At 70.1% G+C, this 20,791-nt stretch carries 18 protein-coding genes and 1 pseudogene; 7 read left to right on the top strand and 12 right to left on the bottom strand.

Annotated features, from left to right (window positions below):
* Positions 1 to 182: 182 nt before the first annotated feature.
* The 7 genes from ACX80L_RS06705 to ACX80L_RS06675 form a co-directional block, all read right to left on the bottom strand.
* Positions 183 to 1,409, bottom strand: coding sequence for a helix-turn-helix domain-containing protein (locus tag ACX80L_RS06705; RefSeq protein ID WP_459288496.1), 1,227 nt, complete (start codon positions 1,407 to 1,409; stop codon positions 183 to 185).
* A gap of 116 nt (positions 1,410 to 1,525) precedes the next feature.
* Complete coding sequence (locus ACX80L_RS06700) at positions 1,526 to 2,212, bottom strand: glycosyltransferase family 2 protein (protein ID WP_459288494.1); 687 nt, start codon at positions 2,210 to 2,212, stop codon at positions 1,526 to 1,528.
* Positions 2,209 to 3,576, bottom strand: a complete 1,368-nt coding sequence (locus ACX80L_RS06695) for a PIG-L family deacetylase (RefSeq protein WP_459288492.1) — start codon at positions 3,574 to 3,576, stop codon at positions 2,209 to 2,211. The genes ACX80L_RS06700 and ACX80L_RS06695 overlap by 4 nt, the downstream gene beginning before the upstream one ends.
* A complete protein-coding gene (locus tag ACX80L_RS06690) occupies positions 3,570 to 4,643 on the bottom strand; it encodes an acyl-CoA dehydrogenase (protein WP_459288490.1) in 1,074 nt (357 codons plus the stop codon). The genes ACX80L_RS06695 and ACX80L_RS06690 overlap by 7 nt, the downstream gene beginning before the upstream one ends.
* Positions 4,644 to 4,731: 88 nt before the next feature.
* Entirely contained in the window at positions 4,732 to 5,955 is a 1,224-nt protein-coding gene (locus tag ACX80L_RS06685; protein WP_459288488.1) for an MFS transporter, read from the bottom strand.
* Positions 5,952 to 6,620 carry a TetR/AcrR family transcriptional regulator gene (locus ACX80L_RS06680; protein WP_459288486.1) on the bottom strand — a complete coding sequence of 223 codons (669 nt, stop codon included), beginning with the start codon at positions 6,618 to 6,620 and terminating at the stop codon, positions 5,952 to 5,954. The genes ACX80L_RS06685 and ACX80L_RS06680 overlap by 4 nt, the downstream gene beginning before the upstream one ends.
* Positions 6,621 to 6,709: 89 nt before the next feature.
* Positions 6,710 to 7,159, bottom strand: a complete 450-nt coding sequence (locus ACX80L_RS06675; RefSeq protein WP_459288484.1) for a hypothetical protein — start codon at positions 7,157 to 7,159, stop codon at positions 6,710 to 6,712.
* 252 nt (positions 7,160 to 7,411) lie between these two features.
* Here ACX80L_RS06675 and ACX80L_RS06670 point away from each other — a divergent pair, with 252 nt between their 5' ends.
* The 3 genes and pseudogenes from ACX80L_RS06670 to ACX80L_RS06660 all read left to right on the top strand — a co-directional run bounded on the left by ACX80L_RS06670 (position 7,412) and on the right by ACX80L_RS06660 (position 11,293).
* Positions 7,412 to 8,791: an MFS transporter gene (locus tag ACX80L_RS06670; protein WP_459267520.1), complete on the top strand. Its 1,380-nt coding sequence runs from the start codon at positions 7,412 to 7,414 to the stop codon at positions 8,789 to 8,791.
* Between the two features lie 93 nt (positions 8,792 to 8,884).
* A pseudogene (gene mmsB, locus ACX80L_RS06665) lies at positions 8,885 to 9,781 on the top strand (3-hydroxyisobutyrate dehydrogenase); the annotation flags it as partial.
* Between the two features lie 27 nt (positions 9,782 to 9,808).
* Positions 9,809 to 11,293 (top strand): CoA-acylating methylmalonate-semialdehyde dehydrogenase, encoded by a 1,485-nt coding sequence (locus tag ACX80L_RS06660; RefSeq protein WP_459288482.1) that lies wholly within the window; start codon positions 9,809 to 9,811, stop codon positions 11,291 to 11,293.
* Positions 11,294 to 11,343: 50 nt separating this feature from the next.
* Here the strand turns inward: ACX80L_RS06660 and ACX80L_RS06655 are convergent, their stop codons facing one another.
* A complete protein-coding gene (locus tag ACX80L_RS06655; RefSeq protein WP_459288480.1) occupies positions 11,344 to 12,189 on the bottom strand; it encodes an NAD(P)-dependent oxidoreductase in 846 nt (281 codons plus the stop codon).
* Between the two features lie 133 nt (positions 12,190 to 12,322).
* Here ACX80L_RS06655 and ACX80L_RS06650 point away from each other — a divergent pair, with 133 nt between their 5' ends.
* Positions 12,323 to 13,444, top strand: a complete 1,122-nt coding sequence (locus ACX80L_RS06650; protein WP_459288478.1) for an NAD(P)/FAD-dependent oxidoreductase — start codon at positions 12,323 to 12,325, stop codon at positions 13,442 to 13,444.
* Positions 13,445 to 13,495: 51 nt separating this feature from the next.
* Here ACX80L_RS06650 and ACX80L_RS06645 read toward each other — a convergent pair whose 3' ends face one another.
* The 3 genes from ACX80L_RS06645 to ACX80L_RS06635 form a co-directional block, all read right to left on the bottom strand.
* The gene (locus tag ACX80L_RS06645) at positions 13,496 to 14,653 is read right to left on the bottom strand and encodes a LacI family DNA-binding transcriptional regulator (protein WP_459288476.1); all 1,158 of its coding nucleotides are present in this window, start codon (positions 14,651 to 14,653) and stop codon (positions 13,496 to 13,498) included.
* A gap of 3 nt (positions 14,654 to 14,656) precedes the next feature.
* Entirely contained in the window at positions 14,657 to 15,586 is a 930-nt protein-coding gene (locus tag ACX80L_RS06640) for a PfkB family carbohydrate kinase (protein ID WP_459288474.1), read from the bottom strand.
* A 92-nt stretch (positions 15,587 to 15,678) separates the two neighbouring features.
* Positions 15,679 to 16,674 carry an SIS domain-containing protein gene (locus tag ACX80L_RS06635; RefSeq protein ID WP_459288472.1) on the bottom strand — a complete coding sequence of 332 codons (996 nt, stop codon included), beginning with the start codon at positions 16,672 to 16,674 and terminating at the stop codon, positions 15,679 to 15,681.
* Between the two features lie 275 nt (positions 16,675 to 16,949).
* Between ACX80L_RS06635 and ACX80L_RS06630 the strand changes: the two genes are divergently transcribed.
* The 3 genes from ACX80L_RS06630 to ACX80L_RS06620 are packed head-to-tail and all read left to right on the top strand — an operon-like array spanning position 16,950 to position 20,027.
* Entirely contained in the window at positions 16,950 to 18,266 is a 1,317-nt protein-coding gene (locus ACX80L_RS06630; protein WP_133082650.1) for an ABC transporter substrate-binding protein, read from the top strand.
* Complete coding sequence (locus ACX80L_RS06625; protein WP_459288470.1) at positions 18,235 to 19,197, top strand: carbohydrate ABC transporter permease; 963 nt, start codon at positions 18,235 to 18,237, stop codon at positions 19,195 to 19,197. Before ACX80L_RS06630 ends, ACX80L_RS06625 begins: the two co-directional genes overlap by 32 nt.
* A complete protein-coding gene (locus tag ACX80L_RS06620) occupies positions 19,191 to 20,027 on the top strand; it encodes a carbohydrate ABC transporter permease (RefSeq protein ID WP_459288468.1) in 837 nt (278 codons plus the stop codon). The genes ACX80L_RS06625 and ACX80L_RS06620 overlap by 7 nt, the downstream gene beginning before the upstream one ends.
* Before the next feature lie 58 nt (positions 20,028 to 20,085).
* On the opposite strand, the gene ACX80L_RS06615 is transcribed toward ACX80L_RS06620, so the two are convergent.
* On the bottom strand, positions 20,086 to 20,751 hold the full coding sequence (locus tag ACX80L_RS06615; RefSeq protein ID WP_459288466.1) for an SDR family NAD(P)-dependent oxidoreductase: 666 nt from the start codon (positions 20,749 to 20,751) through the stop codon (positions 20,086 to 20,088).
* Between the last annotated feature and the right edge of the window lie 40 nt (positions 20,752 to 20,791).

Here is a 20,791-nt window from a genome sequence, read left to right as displayed (position 1 = left end):
GATCGTCGAGACGCTCTGACCGGCCCCAGCGCCGAGTAGCGGCCACGGCCGCCATGGTGCGCGCACGGCCCTGTTCCCCCAGGAGTCATCGTGCTGGACGAAATGCTAGGACCGCTCCGGCCCGGTGTCCACGATCTCCGGCAGAAAGTCGGTGATTGGTGCAGGTGGGGCAGGAGTGGGACTCACACCGCGAGCGAACGCACCTGGTCCATCAGTTCCCGGGCCTTCTCATCCGCCCCGGCGTCGGAGTACAGGCGGGCGGCCTCGGCGAGATGGAGCGCGGCCCGCTCCGTGGAGCCCGACGCCGCGTAGTACTGCCCGAGGCTGTCCTCGAGTTCCGTCGTGGACTCGAAGTCGAGCAGGTCACGCCGGCCGTCGACGACGTCGAGCAGCTGCTTGGCGGTGTCGAGCTCGTGGGTCAGGAGGGCGAATCCGGCCCGGGTGAGGGTGAGCTCGAGGCGCTGGCCAGGAGTACCGACGAGCGAGAGGCCCAGCTCGGCGTTCCTGATCGAGGTGCGGACGGAGTCGTCGACGAGGCCGGCCTGCACCTTGAAGTTCGCGCTCGCCTTATGGAAGTCGGCCCACCTCTCCAGATCCGCCTGCGGCAGGAGGAGCCGCGCCGCGAGGGCATGCTGCTCGCGGCCCACCTCGACGTCGCCGCGACGGAAGGCGACGTTGCCGATGGTCCATGCGCCGCGCGCGACCAACAGCGACGGGACGTACGGAGTGCCCTCACTGATGTCGAGCGACGTCGCCACGTCCCACGCGGCGTCGAGATCCCCCTTCACCGACAGCGCGGCGATGAGGATGAAGGCGGCCTGCAGCCGCGCAGGGGACTGGTCGGGAAGGTCCGCCGCCGAATCCATGGCCTGCTGTGCGAGCTCGAGGGCCTCGACCAGGCGACCCCTGTTGCGGGCGATGGTGGAAAGCCGTCCCTGCACGACGGAGCGGAGTTCCGGCGTCGCAACCATCAGCGAGGAGTTCTCCATCCGCACCAGCACGACCTCGGCCTCATCCAGGCGTCGCAGGGCGATCAGCGACTGCGCCTGGAGCATCGACATGTCCCACCAGGCCGGCGCGTTCCGCTGCTCCTGGGCGATGCTCGCCGCGTACTCGGCTTCCGATGCCGCCAGCGCGTCGTCCTGCATGTCACGGGCGTAGTTCGCGGCCAACATCGCCGTGGTGAGGGCGGCCGGGTCGTCGGACGACGGCGGCTCCACCCACCAGTTCAGGGTCTGCGCGTCCATGCCCAGCCGATCCGCGAAGTGCTGCACCATCTCGGCGGTGGGCTGGCGCAGACCGCGCTCGAGCAGGGAGACGAAATGCGTGGAATACACGTCGGCGCCCAGCTCGGCGTGGGTCAACCCCTTGGCGCTGCGGGCCTCGCGCAGCATCTCCCCGAATCGCATACAGCTCCCGTCCCCAGAGTGTGGTCACTGCGGCCCGCTCGGCACGCGGGATTCGATCCGTGACACCCTTGTCTAACAGATGCTCCGGACAATCAGGAAAACCTCGTCGACCGCGGTCAGACGAGCCCCCGGAGATAGGTCGAGAACCCGGCCGGGACGCGGCCGCTGGTGCGCGACGACGTCGTGACCTCGAGAGACCCGGAGGCCGTCCACCTCGCCCCGGCCGCCTTGACACGTTCGACGAGGTGCACGTCCTCGTCCTGGGCCAGCGGGGCGAAGCCGCCCACGTCCTGGTAGGTGCTTCCCCGGATGCCGAGGTTCGCCCCATGGACGTGGTCGTGGCCGTCACGGGGTACATAGGCGTTGGACCACAGCTGGATCCGGTCGGCGTTGTCGGCCGTGAGCGTGGGACGGACGGTCCCCAGCACGAGGTCGGAGTGTCCGCCGAATGCATGGTGCCGGACGAGCCAGTCGCGCGGGACCAGGGTGTCGGCGTCGGTGTTCGCGATCCAGGTGCGCGCGGGAACGCTGCGTGACCGTGCCAGCGCGAAACGGACCCCGGCGTCGCGGGCGGCCCCCACCGAGTCGAAGCTGCCGGCGATGACCGAGATCCCGTGGCCGGCGCGCGCCGCAGCGGCCGAGCCGTCCGTGCAGCGGTCCAGGACGACGGTCACCGACACGAGGACGCGCGGGATGGTGCGCATGAGATGGACGCGCGCGGCGTCGATCGCCCGGAGGGACGCGGGCAGCCAGTCCTGCTCGTTGAAGGCAGGGACGACGACGGCCACCTGGCCGGGGATCACAGCAGGCCTTCGCGGCGGGCGACGGAGGACGCGGGTGCCGGCACGAGGACCTCCAGGAGGAAGTCCTCCTCCGTGTGCAGCACGAGGGTCTCGAGGCCTGACAGCCGACGGACCCGCTCGTGCACGGCATCGCCGTCGAGCTCCCAGCCCTCGATCGGGTGCCGCCAGTGGCAGAGGACGAGCACGCCGTCGTCATCGAGTGAGGCGTCGACGAGATCGACGACGGCGTCGAGCTGGTCGGCGGTCAGGAAGTAGCCGGTCTCCGACAGCACGATGAGGTCGAACGGTCCGTCCTCGCGCGGCCAGTCGCGGGGGACGGTGGCCAGCCGGGCTGTCGCGGCCTCGTCCATGATGAGGGCCTCATTGGTGCGCCGGACGGCCGTCTCGCTCGTGTCGAGGGCCAGGAGATTGTCCGAGACGGCGGCGAGCTCCCTGGTCAGGGCCCCCACCGAGCAGCCGATCTCGAGGGTCCGGCAGAAGCGGCGGCGCGGCAGCGCAGCCATGGTCAGTGCACGCTTGCGCTGCTCGTAGAACCGCTCGGCGACCTCCCACGGATCCGCCCTGTCCCGGTGCAGCCGCTCGAACGTCGAGGAGCCCCGGGTGACGAAGAAGGACTCGAAGTTCCGCTCGAAGTGCTCGAGGATCCCGGGTGACAGCAGCGTCTCGTCGCCCGGGGCGTCGGACAGGGGCAGGGTCTGCGAGAGGTGCGCCGCGAGGGCGGTGCCCTTGCGGCCGTGGTCGGCGGCGTCGAGCCACTGGAACGAGAGGGTGGCGAGCTGATCCGCGGAGTCCTCCGCCGTGCCCCAGTGCCAGAGCCAGATGGGGTACTCGAGCAGCGGCACGTCGAGCTCCCCGCAGACCTCGGCCGCGGCGCTGCCGGCGGCGTCGTGGTCGGGATGGCCGTCGTGGCGCCACGGGGCGGCGACGAGGGTCAGGGAGTCGCCGTCGCCGAGTTCGCGTCGCAGGACGGCGGTGACGTCGTCGTGCCCGAGCCCGCCGTCCGGCAGGCCCTCGAACGTCAGCTGAGCGGCCGGCGCCAGGATCTGCAGCGCGTCCGCCACCTCGGTGCGCCGCAACTCGGCGAGCCGGTGGGGTGGATGGGTGGGGGAACCGGGGTGGGAGGCCTCACCGTCGCTGAGCACGACGACGTCGCATCTCACGCCCTCCCGGGACAGCCGGGCGAGCAGCCCGCCGGCGCCGAGTGTCTCGTCGTCGGGGTGAGCGGCCAGCAGGAGGAACCGGGCGGGGAGCCTGCCGTCGAAGAGCTCCTCGACCTGCAGGTTCCCGCCGGCCTCACGCTCCTGTTCCCATCTCCGCCAGTGGCTCTCCGGAGTCCCCTCGCCGTCGTGCGTGAAGCTCACCATGCCGCCACCCCCGCGTCTGCCCGCTCGAGGATCCGCCGTCCGAGGGCTGCGTCGTCGCGCTCGGCGTGGTGCTGGCGCAGGTAGAGGTGGAGGTCCGCGACGCGCGCGGCGTGGACGTCGTCGAAGGCGAGCGGTGCGGGACCGAGCGCGTGCGCGGCTGCGTCCAGTACCAGTTCCGCGCAGCGGAACGCGGTGGCGCGGACGCGAGCCGCGAGCAGTGCGCCGTCCTGCCCGGAGGCCCTGCCGGAGTCGACCGCGTCCGCGGCGTCCCCGAGCATCGTGCGGGTCCCGTGCAGGGCGGCGTCCACGCGGCCCAGGTGCATCAGGGCGATCTGGTCCGGCTGTCGGCGTCGTGCCGCGGCGAGCAGGGTCCCGGCGATGCCGAGGGCCCCGCCGTACCAGCAGGCCGCCACGCCGATCCCGCCCCAGGCGAACCCGTCGCGTGCCAGGTACCAGTCGGGCTCCCCGACGGGTACGGCGCGGGCCGCCTCGAAGCGGACGGAGCAACTGGGAATCGAGGGGAGGCCCCGGCTCACCCAGGTTCCTGCCGGTTCCGGCAGGACGCCGTCGGCGCGGAGGTCGACGGCGAAGGCCCGGCGCCGGCCGTCGGTCAGGTGTGCGGTGACGACGGCGGCGTCCAGCTGGTCGGCGAGGGAGCACCAGGGCTTGGTACCGGTCAGGCTCCAGCCGCCGTCGGGTGCGGGCGCCGCCTCGAGGACCACGCCGGGTCCTTCGGCCGCGAAGACCCCCCAGGTCCCGGTGGCACCCGCCCGGTTCGCCGGCCCTCCACCGTGCCCGGCCTGGTCGAGGATGGCGAGGGCATCGAGGTGGGGCTCGACGACGCGTGCCACGGTGAGATCGGTGGACGCGAGCGTCGTGAGGACCTGCCAGGCGACCGCCGTCCGGCCTGATCCCGGCAGGGGCACGGCGGCACCGAGGTCCGCGGCGAGGGACAGGGCCCGAGGCAAAGAGTTCCGTGCGGCGCCGGCCCGGTCGGGCAGGGACTGCAGGAACGGCTCGGGTTCGTACCCCGCGGGCTGGTGGGCGATGCCGCCCGTCAGCGTCACGGGCGGGAAGGTTTCAGGGAGCGGTCCTCGCAGTGCGGCATGTTCGCAGTCTACTGACCTTCCGGCGTGCCGCCGCTCCGGGCTCTCGCTACCGGGTGGCTACGCGCTTCGGCAGCACCGGTGACGCCAGCAGCGTCAGGACGCCTGCGAGGGGCACCACGATCAGACCCACGCGCAGCGAGGACGAGTCCGCGACCGCTCCCACGATCGGAGGCGAGAGGAGGAACCCGAGGCGCAGCAGCCAGCTGATCACCGTCAGACCGGTGCCGGCGCGCAGTCCGGGCAGTTCGTCCGCGGAGTGCATCGCCGCCGGAACGAGCGTGGCGACGCCCAGCCCGGCCAGGCCGAAGCCGAGGATGGTCAGCGGGATCGACGGGAAGAGCAGGGCGGTCCCCATGCCGACGGCCGCCAGTGTCCCGCCGGCCTGCGCCACGGCGCGCTGGCCGAATCGGTCCACGAGGCGGTCGCCGAAGAGCCGCCCCACGAACTGGAGCCCGACGAGGGCCACGAAGCCGAGGCCCGCCACCGTGGGGGTAGCGTCGAGTGCATCGGTGAGATAGACCGCGGCCCACGTGCTGCCGGCGTCCTCGACGAGCGCTCCCGCGATCCCGATGACGACGAGCGCGGCCAGGACGCCCGCCGTGGCGAGCGCGCCGCGCCGCACTGCGCCACGCGTCGCCGTCGCTGCCACCGGTTCGCCGCCGGACTCCACCGGCTCGCGGCCGGGCAGCAGGAAACGGTAGCAGGCGAGGGTGAGGGCGCTGAAGAGTACGAAGGACACCGTCAGATGCAGTCCGCGGGGGATGGCGAGACCGGCTGCCGCCGCGCCCATCAGTCCGCCGAGCACTGCACCGATGCTCCACACCGCGTGGAAGGAGTTGAGGATGGACCTCCTGTACAGCTTCTGGACGCGCAGCCCGTGCGAGTTCTGCGCCACGTCGGTGATGGCATCCATGGCACCGGCCAGGAACAGGGTCGCCGTGAGCACAGCCCAGGACGGCGCGATGCCGGCGAGGAGGATCGCCAGTCCGATGAACCAGGTGCCCATGGTCGCCACGCGGGAGGACCGGAAGCGGCGCACGAGCGCGCCGGCGGCGAGTCCCGCCGTGATGGCGCCGAGGGGGAAGGCGGCCACCGAGACGCCGAAGGCCGCGTTGCTGAGGTCCAGCCCGTCCTTGATGGCGGGGTAGTGCGGCAGGATGTTGGCGAACAAGGCGCCGTTGGTCAGGAACAGGGCGCTCACGGCGAGGCGGGCCCGGCCGAGCCGCTGGGCACTGTACTCCTGGGGCGGCGCGGATGAACGGGTGGTCATGACCGGATGATCCTCTCGACGGCGGTGCGGACGGTGGAGACGGACATGGGGTCCAGCGAGAGGGCGCGGTGGAGAGTGGTGCCCTCGATCAGGGCGTCGAGCATGAGCGCCGTCTGCGGATCGAAATGCGCGTGGAGTGCTTCACGGCTGCGCGCCATCCAGGCGTCGGTGATGGTCCTGAACTCCGGCCGCCGTGCCGCCAGCGCGTACAGCTCGAGGCTGGCGAGCATCGTCTCGGATGCGTTCAGGGTGGTCCCGGTGATGAGGCCGACGACGGCGTCGCCCGCCTCCTCGACGGTGTCGGCGCGGGACAGGACGGTGTCGAAGACGTCCGCCGTCCTCCCGGCGAGGCGCGTGAACGCCGCGTGGAGGAGGTCGTCCATCCCGGCGAAGTGATAGGTCATCGACCCCAGGGGCACGTCCGCGGCTGCCGCGACCCGACGGTGCGTGGTCCCGGCGACGCCGTACTCGGCGATCACCCCGAGGGCCACGTCGATCAGGCGTTCACGACGCCCGGGGTCATGGCGGCGCCTACTCGAGGGAGGGGTCCCGCCGGTCGCGAGGGCATCGCCTCGCCGGCTCGGCCCGTCCTGCTGGGCGGTGCGGGCTCGCCCGTCGTCCTCGAGATACTGCCCGTGCACCATCCACTCCTCGCGCCCGTCCACCAGTTATATGTACAAGCGTACGCATCATGCGTACGCTTGTACATACGAGCGGTGGCGGGCGGTGCAGTAGCGGTCCGGGTGCTCCCGGCTCAGGCCTCCGGCGGCAGGGCCTCGTGGTGCTCCCGCCCCTTGGTGCGCCGGTCCTCCTTCATCTCCGCCTCGAACAGGTGGCGCTTGCCCTCCGCGAGGGAGTCGCGTGCCTCCTTCTCGAAGGCCTTGAACTCGGAGTAGTAGTGGTCGTCGTAGTCCTCCATGATCTGGAACGTCCACCGACCCTCGATCACGTTGCGGCCGATGATCTCGCTCGCGAGTCTGTCGGCGATCTCCGGATGCCCCGCCTTACGGAAGAGCTCTTCGGCCTCGGAGAGGTTGAGGTCGGCCTTGCCGGTGAGCCGGTGGAAGCCGTAAAGGTAGCCGCGGGCATGTTCCACGACCTCGAGTGCCTCGGACAGCTTCCCGAGGGCTTCGACCGTGAGGTCGGAGACGCCCTCTGGGCGCTGGTGGTATGCGTCGGGACCTGGTGTGTCGGGGGTAGCCATACTCCGTCAGTACCCAGCCGTGCCGACACTTACACAGGCATCTTCTACACAGGCATCGTCCGCTGGGTCGTGCGCGTCCCACGCGGAGCGCGCTCTGTGCGTAAATGCAGAAGGGCTGTGCACTAATCGGCGTTGATCGGTCCGTCGGCGGCGGCAATACTCGTATCGCCCCGGTGTATCCCACTGCGCACCGGCCAGCGGAGGCCGGTCACGGCGAGCCGTGTCAATGAAGACACAGAAGGAGTAGCCCGCATGAGTTCCACGCAGCACACACCCCCGCAGCGGCAGGAGCCCGACGTCGAACAGTCGGGCCTGAAGAAGGTCGTCGTCGCATCGATGGCCGGGACCGTCGTCGAGTGGTACGAGTTCTTCCTCTACGCGGCGGCGGCCACGCTCGTCTTCGCCACCGTCTTCTTCCCCAGCGCCGACTCGGAACTGGACGCGATCATCGCCGGCTTCCTGACCTACGCCGTCGGTTTCGTGGCACGCCCCATCGGCGGGATCGTGTTCGGCCACTTCGGCGACAAGTACGGGCGCAAGCAGCTGCTGCAGGTGAGCATCGTCCTCGTGGGCGTCTCGACGTTCCTCATGGGCTGCCTGCCCACCTTCGACCAGGTGGGCTACTGGGCCCCGGGACTCCTCGTGGTGCTCCGCTTCATCCAGGGCTTCGCCGTCGGCGGCGAATGGGGCGGCGCCGTCCTCCTGGTCGCCGAGCACAGCCCGAGCCGCAGCCGCGGCTTCTGGGCCAGCTGGCCGCAGTCCGCCGTCCCCATGGGCAACCTCCTCGCGACCGGTGTGCTCTTCGGCCTCTCGGCGGTCCTCGACGAGGCGTCCTTCCTCGGCTGGGGCTGGCGCGTGGCGTTCTGGCTCTCCGCCGTGATCGTGATCGTCGGCTACTACATCCGCACCAAGGTCAACGACGCCCCGATCTTCCTCGAGGCCCGCAAGGAGGTCGTGGAGGAGGCCAAGGGCTACGGCGTGATCGAGGTCTTCCGGCGCTACCCCCGCGGCGTCTTCACCGCCATGGGTCTGCGCTTCGCCGAGAACATCCTGTACTACCTCGTGGTCACGTTCAGCATCACCTACCTCAGCACCGTGGTGGGGGAGGACCGCACGCGGATCCTGCTGCTGCTCCTCGTGGCGCACTTCCTGCACTTCTGCGCCGTGCCGATCGTCGGCCGCTACTCCGACAAGCTGGGACGCAAGCCGGTCTACCTCGCCGGAGCCGTGCTCGGCGCCACCTGGGGCTTCTTCGCCTTCCCCATGATGGACACCGGCAACGACCTCATCATCCTCGCGGCCGTCACCATCGGGCTGTTCTTCCACGCCCTCATGTACGCGGGGCAGCCCGCGATCATGGCCGAGATGTTCCCCACCCGCATGCGGTACTCCGGTGTCTCGCTCGGCTACCAGGTCACCTCGATCGTTGCCGGGTCCCTGGCGCCGATCATCGCGACCACCCTCCTGCGGGACTACGGCTCCTCGACGCCGGTGGCGGTCTACCTGCTGCTCGCCTGCTGCGTCACCGTCGTCGCCGTGCTGCTGCTCAAGGAAACCCGCGGCATCTCGCTGCTCGACGTCGACGAGGCCGACGCCCGCGGCACGGCGGACCTCCTGGCCGCGAAGAAGTAGCACCGCGGCGCGGATGACAACCCATGACCGGGGAACGACGGCGGCGCACCGGCGCCGTCGTCGTTCCCGTGTACGACCCCACGAGCGAAGGAGCTTGAGATGGCAACGATCGGCTGGATAGGACTCGGGAACATGGGCGGTCCGATGACCGCCAACCTGGTTAAGGCGGGCCACACGGTACGGGGCTTCGACCTCAGTGCCGACGCCGTGGCAGCGGCGGAGGCGGCGGGTGTCACCTCCGTACAGGGGATCGCAGACGCCGTGAAGGGTGCCGACGTGGTCTTCACGATGCTGCCGAAGGGCGACCACGCGCGGGCCGTCTACCTCGGGGACGACGGTGTCCTGGCGTCCGCGGACCCGTCGACGCTGCTGGTCGACTCGTCCACGATCGACATCGGCTCCGCTGCGGCACTCCACGAGGCGGCCGCCGGCAAGGGCTTCCGCTTCGTCGACGCCCCCGTCTCGGGCGGTATCAGCGGGGCGAAGGCCGGGACGCTCACCTTCATGATCGGCGGCGAGGAGGGGGCGGTGAAGGACGCCACCGCCTTCATCGAGCCGATGGCGCGGAACATCATCCCCACCGGCGGTGCGACCACCGGCCAGGCGGCGAAGATCTGCAATAACCTGATGCTCTTCATCAACCTCGCATCCACCGCGGAGGGCGCCGTGCTCGCCGATCGCCTCGGGCTCGACAAGCAGGTGTTCTGGGACATCGCCTCGGTGTCCTCCGGTGACAGCTGGGCGCTGCGGACCTGGTACCCGGTGCCGGGTGTCGTGGAGACCGCCGCCTCGAACAACGACTTCGCGCCGACGTTCACCACGGAGCTGGCGAACAAGGACATCGGGCTCGCGCTGGCCGCCGCCCGCGACACCGACACCCCGCTCGAGATCGGCGAGCACGTGCAGCAGCTCTTCCAGCGCCTCATCGACGACGGTCAGGGCGGCAAGGACTGCTCCATGATCATCAAGCTCGTCGACGGCTCCCTCTAGGCACCGTCCCACTCCCGAAGGATTCCCATGCAGCAGATCCCGCACTACATCGATGGCACCCGTGTGACCGACGCCGAGCGGTTCGGCCCCGTCTTCGACCCCGCTACGGGCCGGCAGGAGAAGGAGGTGCCCCTCGCGTCGCCGTCGCGCGTGGACGAAGCCGTCGCCGCGGCCGAAGCCGCCCTGCCCGGCTGGCGCTCAGCGAGCCTGGCGAAGCGGGCCGCCGTCTTCTACCGGGTCCGCCAGCTGCTCACCGAACGGACGTCCGAGCTCGCCGCGATCCTCACCGGCGAGCACGGCAAGGTCCTCTCGGACGCCGAGGGGGAGATCGCCCGCGGCCTGGAGAACATCGAGTTCGCCACCGGGCTGGGCCACATGCTCAAGGGCGAGCGGTCCGAACAGGTGTCCTCCGGCGTCGACGTCCACTCCATCCGCCAGCCCGTCGGTGTGGTCGCGTGCATCACCCCGTTCAACTTCCCGGCCATGGTGCCGCTCTGGATGATCGGCAGCGCGATCGCCTGCGGCAACACCGTGCTGCTCAAGCCGAGCGAGAAGGACCCGTCCTCCTCCGTGTTCATCGCCGAGATCTTCTCCGAGGCCGGACTCCCGGACGGTGTCCTCAACGTGGTCCACGGAGACCGCGAGGCGGTGGAGAGCATCCTCGACCACCCGGGCGTGAAGGCTGTGAGCTTCGTCGGGTCCACGCCGATCGCGAAGACCATCTACTCGCGTGCGGCGGCCAACGGCAAGCGCGTCCAGGCGCTCGGCGGCGCGAAGAACCACATGGTGGTGCTGCCCGACGCCGACCTCGACATGGCGGCCGACGCCGCGATCTCCGCCGCCTACGGTTCCGCCGGCGAACGCTGCATGGCGATCAGCGTGATCGTGGCCGTGGGCGGCATCGCCGACGACCTCGTCGAGGCGGTGCGCTCGCGCATGGGCTCGCTGAGGATCGGGCCGGGGACCGATCCCCGGTCGGAGATGGGGCCCCTCATCTCGGCGGAACACCGGGACCGCGTGGCCTCGTACGTCACGGGCGCGCCCGCCGAGGGGGCGACCGTCGTCGTCGACGGCACGCAGCAGCAGTTCGACTCGGACGGCTTCTTCCTCGGGGTCTCCCTCGTGGACCATGTGAAGCCGGGCATGAAGGTCTACGACGACGAGATCTTCGGACCCGTGCTGTCCGTGGTCCGCGTCGAGACCTACGCCGACGCCGTCCGCCTCGTGAACGAGAACCAGTACGGCAACGGGGTGGCGATCTTCACGCGCGACGGCGGTGCGGCGCGGCAGTTCGAGGTCGAGGCGGAGGCCGGCATGGTGGGCGTCAACGTGCCGATCCCCGTGCCGGTGGGCACCTACTCGTTCGGCGGCTGGAAGAACTCGCTGTTCGGCGACACCCACATGTACGGACCGGACAGCATCCGCTTCTACACGCGCGGCAAGGTGGTCACCACACGCTGGCCGGACCCCTCCACCTCGAGGATCGACCTCGGGTTCCCGCAGGTCAACTGACTGCCGGCGGATGCGGATGCCCGGGGCGGCTGGCGCCCCGGGCATCGCACCTAGCCGAGCTCGGGCTTCGCGATCACCGCGATGTCATCGTCGCCCGAGCCGGCGCGCTGCGCGTCCGTGAGCGACTGCAGCACCGCCGTGACCGCCGGCAGGGGATCGGGGGTGGAGCGCAGCATCAGCCGCGCGTCCTTCGCGAGGAGGTCGGCGGAGAACTGCGTGTCGCCGAACGTGCCCGCGGTGATGACCGGGCCCTTCATGCCCGCGATCACGCCCAGGCCCGTCCCCTTGAGCAGGTCCAGCACGGCCCCGGCATCGAGACCGTTGGCCCTGCCGAGGCGCAGCGCCTCGACGAGGCCCTGCAGCGTCACGCCGAGGGCGAGGTTGGCGAGCAGCTTGCCGGTCGCGGCGTCCGACGGCGTCGGCACCCGACGGAGCCGCTCGGCGTCGCCCCACAGGGCGGCGAGGGGTTCGACGACGTCGACGTCCCCCGGCTCTCCACCGAGCAGGACACCCAGCTGACCGGCACGGGCCGGCGCGAGACTGCCGACGACGGGTCCGTGCACGTACCGGATGCCAGCCGCGGCCGCGTAGTCGGCGAACTCACGCGCGTCCTCGGGGGAGACGGTGGTGACGTCGAACCAGACGGCCTCGGCGGGGATCTCCAGCCCGGAGAGGACCACCTCGCGGACGGTGTCCGGTCCGAAGAGGACCGTCAGGACCACGTCGGCGTCGCGGACAGCGTCCTCGGGCGAGTCCGCCCGCGTGGCTCCTGCCTCGCGCAGGCGGTCGACGGCGCCCGCCGTCCTGTTCCATGCGGTGAGGTCGTGGCCCGCGGCGAGCAGGTGCACGCCGAGTTCGTGCCCCATGCGTCCGACGCCGAGCAGTGCGATCTTCATGAGTCCTCCGGTTGGTGGTCGATGTCCTTCCCTCCATTGTCCCGGATCAGGACACGCGATAGATTCTGGATATCCCTTTGTGATACCGGTACCAATCCAGCGAGGGGCGAACCGACGGCAGAAGGAATCGACCATGAGCACGGCAGGAAACACGCGGCACGTCGCCGTCCTCGGCGGCGGCATCCTCGGGGTGTCAACGGCTGTGCACCTCCTGCGCGAGGGTGCCTCCGTCGTCCTCGTCACCGAGGCGGAGCTCGCGAGCGGAGCCTCGGGCAGGTCGCTGTCCTGGCTGAACAGCGCGGGGGAGCGGGCCACGCCCTACCACCAGCTGCGGATGTGCGGCATCGACCGGTACCGGACGCTGTTCGCCTCGGACCCGTCCCGCGACTGGCTGCGGTTCGACGGCGGCCTGCACTGGGCGGACACCGGCTCGGACCAGGACACCGTGGCGCGCCACGAGTACGAGAGGGCCCACGGCTACGACTCCGTCCTGGTGTCCCCGGGAACGGTGGACGACCACACCCCGGGCGTCAGCCGGGACGTCCTGGGACCCGTGGCGATCTTCAACCCCGGTGAGGGCTGGGTCAGCCTGCCGCACCTGATCGGGTTCCTGATGGAGGAGTTCACCGCCCGGGGCGGCGAACTCGTGACGGACGCGGGCACCGCGCGCGTCCGGGTCGGGAACGGGCGGGCCACCGGCATCGACACGGACGGGGCGGGATCCTTCCCCGCGGACGCCGTCGTCGTGGCCTGCGGACCGCAGACGCCCGCCGTCGTCGCCGAACTCGGCGTCAGGATCCCCGACGCCTCGCCGATGTCGATGCTCGTGACCACCGCCCCCGTGGACCACGCGGTGAGGGCGGTGCTGAACACCCCGCGGGCGGCCGTGCGGCCGAATCCGGGCAACACCCTCGCGCTGGACCACGACTGGTACGAGGAGAGCATCACGCAGGACGCCGACGGGACGTACTCGATCCCGGAGGCGGTGGTCCACGAGCTCGCCGACGAGGCCGCCGGACTCCTGGAGGGCCGGCCGCAGCTCTCCGCGGCATCCTGGACGATCGGCCGCAAGCCCATCCCGGGCGACGGGGAACCCGTGGTCGGGGAGCTCGGGTCCGTCCCCGGCTGCTTCGTCGCCTTCACGCACTCCGGGGCGACGCTCGGGCTCATCACGGGCGAACTCCTCGCGGGTGAGATCATGACCGGGCGGAAGCACCCGATGCTGGAAAGCTTCCGGCCCGGCCGTTTCGCCTGACCGGGTCAGCCCGACCGGCGGGGACCCGGGCCGGAGCGCATCGGCGAGGGCTCAGCCCTGTCCCGCCGGTGACGCCTGCGCCTGCACCGCCGGCATGGCCTCCGCCGGCACCGCCGGTATTGCCTGCGCCGGTCCGATGGAGGAGCGGAGCATGAGCTCGGCCGGGAGCATGTGCAGCCGCGGCTCGTACTCCGGCGCACCGATCCGCGACACGACCTGCTCCACCGCCAGCCGCCCCATCTCGTCGACGGGCTGGGCGATCATGGTGAGTGGCGGCTGCATGACCGTCGCCCAGCTCGTGTCGTCGAAACCCACCAGCGAGACGTCCCCGGGGTAGGAGAGACCGAGATCCTGCACCGCGTGGAGCGCGCCGATGAGGGCCTCCGCCTCCGTCGCGAAGATCGCGGTGGGAGGATCGGCGGACCGGAGCATCACGGAGGCGGCCTCCGCCGCGGACTCCTCGGTCTTCGCCCCGGTGCTGACGAGTGCCGGCGAGTAGGGGATCCCTGCATCCTGCAGGGCATCCAGGTATCCGCGGAGCCGCTCGGCATCACTCCACAGGCTGCGCGTGTTGACCGTCAGGAGACCGTCCAGGGTGTCGATCGCGGCATCGGTGGTGGGCCCCCACAGGAAGCCGATGCGCCGGTGGCCGGCCTCGATGAGCGTCCTCGTGACGCGTCGTGCCTCGGCCCGGTTGTCGACGACGACGGCGTCCAGGTGCAGTCCCGGGATCAGTCGGTCGATGAGGACCACCGGTGTCCCGCGGCGGGTCGCCTCGGTGAGGTGCTCCGCCTCGGGCGCGCCGACCGCGGCCGAGGACACCACGATGCCGTCCACCTGCTTGTCGAGGAGCACGCCGACGGCGTGGCGCTCGGCCGCCAGGTCCTCGTAGGTGCTGATGACGATGACGTCGAGGTTCCGTGCGCTCGCTGCATCCGAGGCCCCGCGGATCAGGCCGGAGAAGAACGTGTTCCCGATGTCCGCGACGACGATACCGAGCGAATTGGTGACCCCCGTGGTCATGCTCCGCGCGAGGATGTTGGACCGGTACCCGAGGCGCTCGGCCGCGGCGAGGACGCGTTCACGGGCGACCGCGCTCACCGAGCCGTAGCCGCCGAGGGTCCGCGCCGCCGTCGCCCGGCCGACACCCGCTTCCGCCGCGACGTCGGAGATGGTGGGGGCGCTGCTGGAAGGATGCTCGGACGCCATGGGCTAATGGTAACGAGACAGCGGGGCGGCCGGACCTGCGAGGGCGGCGCGCGCAGCCTCCGGGTCCGCGTCGGAGAACGGCCGGCCGTGGCCGAACGCCCCTTCCACCGTGCATTGCCGGGCGGAGTACAGGGCGGCTGCCCGCATCGCGGCGGCGACGTCGGCGGCGGCGGCACGGTGCGTCCGTGACCAGCCGGCCTGCACCAGCCGGAGGAGGAACGCGGTGAGGTAGGCGTCCCCGCATCCCATGGTGTCCACGATCGACGACGGCGGGACGTGCTCCGCCCCGTCCTCGTAGAACGTGCCCCCGTCGAGGAAGAGGGCGCCCTCGGTGCCGCGCGTCGCCAGGGCCGCGCCGGCGCCGAACCGGATCGCCGTCGAGAGGAGGTCCCGGGACTCCCGGTGGCTCAGGTCCGCGCAGGAGAACTGCGCGAGGTCCACGGAGGGGCACACGGCAGCGAGGTAGGTGTCGGACCGGCGGTCGTCGTCGGACGAGAAATCGAAGCTCACGCGGGCGGCGGCGGTCCGCAGGGCCGGCAGGTGCTCCTCGATGCCCGAGTAGACGCTGGAATGCACGACGTCGAAACCGGCCAGGTACGCCAGGTCCCCGGGGGAGGGCCGGAGCGGCTCCGCGAGGGTGATGCCTCCTCCGTTCCAGTCCAGGAACTGGCGCTCGCCGTCCTCCAGCCGGATGTTGGTCCAGCCACTCGGGCCGTGCCGGGTGATGGAGCGTGAGATGTCCACGGACTCCGCGAGGAGCGCCCCCCTGAGGAGGTCCCCGAACACGTCGTCCCCGAACACGCCGAGATATCCCGCATCGGCTCCGAGGCGCCGCGCGAACACGGAGAAATTGACGCTGTTGCCGCCGGGATAGGACGTGCGGCGGTCGATGAAGCGGTCGACGATATTGTCGCCATAGCCGAGAACGCGCATGGGTGCCTTGCTGTTCGGAGGAAGGGCCGCCGGCCGGGTGGCGGGCACCCGGCCGGCGAGGGGGTCTCGCCGTCGGCTCAGGACGACACGGCTCAGTACTCCACGACGCGGTAGTACCGGCGCAGGTCGAGCGAGTGGTCGCGCTGCTTCTCGAGGTGCTTGCTGATCCGACTGGTGATGGTGTCCATCACCAGCGGGCCCAGCAGTCCCCGGAACTCGTCGTCGATGCCCTCGAGCGGGTAGTCCGCGGTATCGAGGACCGTGGTGGCCTGCGAGTACTTCTCGGAGAACGCGACGACGCGCTCCATCAGCGGGCGGGTCTCGTCCTCGCCCACGAAGAGCAGGACGCTGGTGTCGGGCTCGATCAGCTCCAGGGAGCCGTGGAAGAACTCGGCACCGTGCACCCGGGTGGTGTGCAGCCACTGCATCTCCTCGAGGATGCACATGGAGTACAGGTAGGCATGGCCCCAGAGGTTGCCGCTGCCGACCACGAAGTGGAAGTCCGTCTCCCTGTGCCGTTCCGCGAAGGCCTCCGCCAGCGGCTCCGCCTGGCGGGCCACGCCCACGAGGGCCTGGGGGACGGCCTGGAGCTGGTCGACCAGCTTGTCGTAGCCGGCGAACTCCCCGCGCTCCGAGAGGAACCGCGTGGTGAGGAGCAGCAGGCCGAGATCGAACGGCCAGGCGTCGGGTTCGGTGATCAGCGCGTGGTCCACGGCCTGCGCGATGGGGCTCTCGGCGATGCCGGTGAACCCGATGGTGCGGACGCCACGGGCCCGGCAGAACTCGATGCACGCGATCACGTCCTCGGTGGTGCCCGAGGCGGAGGCGAACACGGCGACGGAACGCTCGTTGAGGAGGGCGTCACCGGAGAGGACGAGTTCCGCGGCGATGGCCGACCGGACGGGAACCGTGGTGTTCCGGCGCAGGAGGTGCTCGTAGGGCCACATGGCCGCATAGGTCCCGCCCGACCCGATGAGGAACACGGCTTCGACGTCGGACAGGCCTCCGACGATTTCTTCTATGCGCGGCTGCAGGGCCAGGAAACTCTGTGCGCGTGTGAGGAACTGGTCCTCATCGAACTTCAGCATGACGATCCCTTCGGAGGAGGCGATGATGACCCGAAACTGATACCGGTATCACCGGCACATCGTTGCACGCAGAAATTGAGCGAGTCAACCATCTGCATGCGCTTCTTCTGTCCGTCCCGTTGCTTTCGCATCTTTGTGGTCGAGGGTCTGGTACCGGTATCAAACTTGCGCTACTGTGATCCGCACCACGCGAAAAGGGCAGGCCCATCGGGCAGCTGCTCCCCACCGCAGCGGAGGCTTCCGGGCACGTCCCGGTCAATCAAGGAGGCTCGGCCATGAAGAACGTCCGACGGAGAGTATGTGCGGTGTCCGCCGCGGCACTGATGGGCCTCACGGCCTGTGGAGGCGGGACCGATGTCGAGGCGGCAGACCTCACGGCCGCGCCCGAGTACGAGGGGACGCTGTCGATCCTCACGAAGTTCGGCGGCGAGCCGTTGTCGCCCTACTTCGAGGACCTCGCAGCCGAGTACACGGCGCTGCACCCGGACGTGGACTTCGAGATCATCCAGGAGACCGACCAGAGCATCAAGGACAAGACCAAGACCCTGGTGGCCTCCTCGGCACTGCCGGACATCTACTTCTCCTGGACCGGCGACTACGCCGACAAGTTCATCGAGGGCGGGTTGGCCACCGACCTCAGCGACGTGCTCTCGCCCGATTCGGACTGGGGCTCCACGTTCGGGGCAGCGTCGCTCGATGCCTTCGCGCAGGACGGCAAGTACTACGCCGTCCCCCTCTACAACAACGGCAAGTTCATGGGCTACAACAAGAGCATCTTCGAGGCGGCCGGCGTCGCCGTCCCCACCACCTTCGAGGAGCTGATCGCAGCCTGCCCGAAGCTGGAGGCGCAGGGCGTGGAGCCACTCGCCTTCGGGAACAAGGACGGCTGGCCCGGCCTGCACTTCCTCCAGCAGCTCTTCGCCTACAACGTGCCCCGGGACGTGCTCGAGAAGGACTTCGTCCCCGCGACGGCCAGCTGGGACCACCCCGGCTACGCGAAGTCGCTCGAGGAGTTCCAGACGGTGGTGCGGGACTGCACTGCCACGGGCACCGACTCCAACGGGGTGCTGTACTCCACGGCGCAGCAGGCGCAGTCCGCCGGCCAGGCAGCCATGTACTTCCAGGAGATCCTGGAGTTCGACTCGGTGGTCACGGACGGCTCGGAGATCACCGCCGAGGACTTCGGCATCTTCGCCCTGCCCGCCCCCGAGGGGGCCGAAGGCGATCCGGCCGCGCTCGAGGGGTCACCCGAGGGCATGATGGTCAACGCGAGGTCCCCCCGCCAGGCGCTCGCCGTCGACTTCCTCAAGTTCGCGACCAGCAAGGCCAACGCGGAGACGCTCGCCGGAGCCCCCTTCAGCCAGCCCAGCACGATCGTCGGTGCCGTCTCCGCATCCACGGCGAGCCCCGCCGTCGTCGAGGGTGTCGCGAAGCTCAATGAGGCCAGCTACCTCCTCGGGTGGCTCGACGCCGTCACCGTCCCCGATGTCGCGGACGCCTGGCTTGCCGGCGGCGAGGCGCTGGTGTCCGGATCCGAGACTCCCGAAGAGGTTCTGAGCAATGTCCGCGCCGCTTCAGACAGCGCCGAGTAGCACCGCACCCGCCGCGCCCCTGCTTCCACGAACCGTCGACGCAGGGGCGCGGCGGCCCCGCAGGCCACGCGGTTGGGTGTGGGTCGCTCCGGCGCTCCTGGTGCTGGGCGTCTTCGTCTACCTGCCCCTGCTCCAGAACCTGCAGTACAGCGTGATGAAGTGGGACATCTACGCGGGCGGCTCCTCCTTCGTGGGGCTGGCCAACTACGAGAAGCTGGCCGGCGACCCCGTGTTCTGGCGGGCGCTGCTCAACAACACGGCCTACGCGGCGGTCTCCCTCGTCTGCCAGGTCTTCGGCGCGCTGCTCCTCGCCGCGCTGGTGGAGGGCCTCCGGTCCGAGCGGTGGCGCCGCGCACTGCGGGCCGTCTACTTCGTGCCGTCCGCCATCTCCCTGACGGTCGCCGGGCTGCTGTTCTACTTCGTGTACGAGCCGGAACTGGGCATCCTGAACGCGCTGCTGAGGGGCGTCGGACTGGATGCGCTGACGCAGGCCTGGCTGGGGCAGGAGGGCACCGCGATCTGGGCCGTGATCGCCATGAGCCAGTGGCAGGGCTTCGGCTACTCCACGCTGCTGTTCGCGATCGCCATCCAGCGCATCCCGCAGGACCTCTACGACGCCGCGTCGCTCGACGGCGTCGGCCCGATCCGGAGGTTCCTCCAGGTCACCGTCCCGCTCACGCGTGAGATGACCGGCCTGATGATCATCGTCACGCTCTCGGGCGCGTTCCAGGTGTTCAACGAGGTCATGGTGATGACCAGCGGCGGCCCCAACAACTCCAGCCAGGTCCTGGTGTCATGGCTCTACCGGATGGGCTTCGGCCGCAACGACTTCGGCTACGCAGCCGCCATCGCGACGGTGATCTTCGTCCTGACCCTGGGCGTCGCGCTCCTGCAGCTGGCCATCACACGGAAGAGGAGAGTCGAATGGTGACCCGAACGAGTGTCCTCGGCGTCGTCGCGCGGACCTTCGTCGCGTCGTTCCTGCTGGCCCTTGCCGTCGTCGTGATCTACCCGCTGCTGTGGATGGTCCTGAACGGGTTCAAGACCAATAGCGAGCTGTTCGGCAACCCCTTCGCGCTGCCGCTGCAGTTCACCTGGGAGAACTACGCGAAGGCGTGGAACCGCGGTGTCAGCAGCTATCTGATGACCAGCATCCTCGTCACCGTCACGGCGACCATCGCCACCGTCTTCATCAGCGCCTGGGCGGCGTACGGACTCACGCGGATGCACATCCCGTTCAGCCGGACGGTGCTCGCCCTGATCCTCGGCGGCCTGATGCTCGCCCCCGCCGTCGCGCTGATCCCGCTCGTCAGGATGTTCCAGGCGCTCGGGCTCTACAACACGTTCTGGGCGCTCCTCATCCTGTACGTGGCGTTCCGGATCCCGTTCACGACCTTCCTGATCCGCGCCTACATGGTGGACCTGCCGGTCGAGATCGACGAGGCGGCAGCGGTGGACGGGGCCGGCAAGGCCAGGGCCTTCTGGAGCATCGTGCTGCCCATGTGCAAGCCGATCCTCGTGTCCAGCGTGATCCTGAACATCCTCTTCACCTGGAACGAATACCTGTTCGCCATGGTGTTCACCAGCGGGGGAGACCTGCAGACCCTGCCGATCGGGCTGACCAACCTGATGAGCAAGCACGGGACCGAATACCCCGTGGTGTTCGCCGGCATGACGATCGCCGCCGTCCCGGTGATCCTGCTCTTCTTCCTCACCCAGAAGTACTTCGTCCGCGGACTCGCGGACGGCGTCGGGAAGTAGGCACCCCCGGTCCTGTCCGCGAGGACCGGGGGTGCCTACACCGATCCGGCCCGTCCGGTCAGTCGGCGCTGATCTGCCGGCGGAAGGTGTCCCGTCGGGCATGGAGGTCCCAGAGCACGCCGGCGAGGACGGCCGGGTCCTTCTCCGGGTCGCCCTCGATGATGCGGCCGCCGATGATGAGCTGCGAGACGTGGATCCCCTCCTCGCCGAGCACCTCGTGCAGCAGCTGGGCGTAGGCCGCCTGGCCCGCGAAGGCCACCGAGGTGCCGGTGACACCGCGGCCGGGCTTGACCGCGGACCCGCCGTTGACGAACAGGATGGTGCCACGGTTCCCGCCGAGGAACCTCATACCGGGCAGTACCTGATGCACCGCCGCGACGGGGCCGTAGATGGAGAACTCCACCGGGCCCCTGAGGTCGGCCGGTGTCGTCTCGAGGACGGGCCGCATGAAGTCCTTCTGCGGCAGGGGGCTGTACTGCAGCACCTCGATGGGGCCCAGTGTCTCGGTGGCGGCCTCGAGGGCTGCGGCGATGGATTCGGGGTTCCGGACGTCCGCCGCGAAACCGCGTGCCTGGATGCCCTCCCTGCCGAGGTCCTCGGCGAGGGCGTCCACCTTGCCCTGGCTCCGGGAGATGAGGGCCACGGAGAATCCCTCCGCTCCGAAACGCCGTGCCACAGCGGCCCCGAGGCCGCGTCCTGCTCCGATGATCGCGAGAGTTGTCATACTCCGTGCAAGCACCCGGGCCGCCCCATCATTCCGACGT

This window comes from Arthrobacter sp. MDT1-48-3, from assembly GCF_054511015.1.
This window is presented reverse-complemented; position numbering and strand designations above follow the sequence as displayed.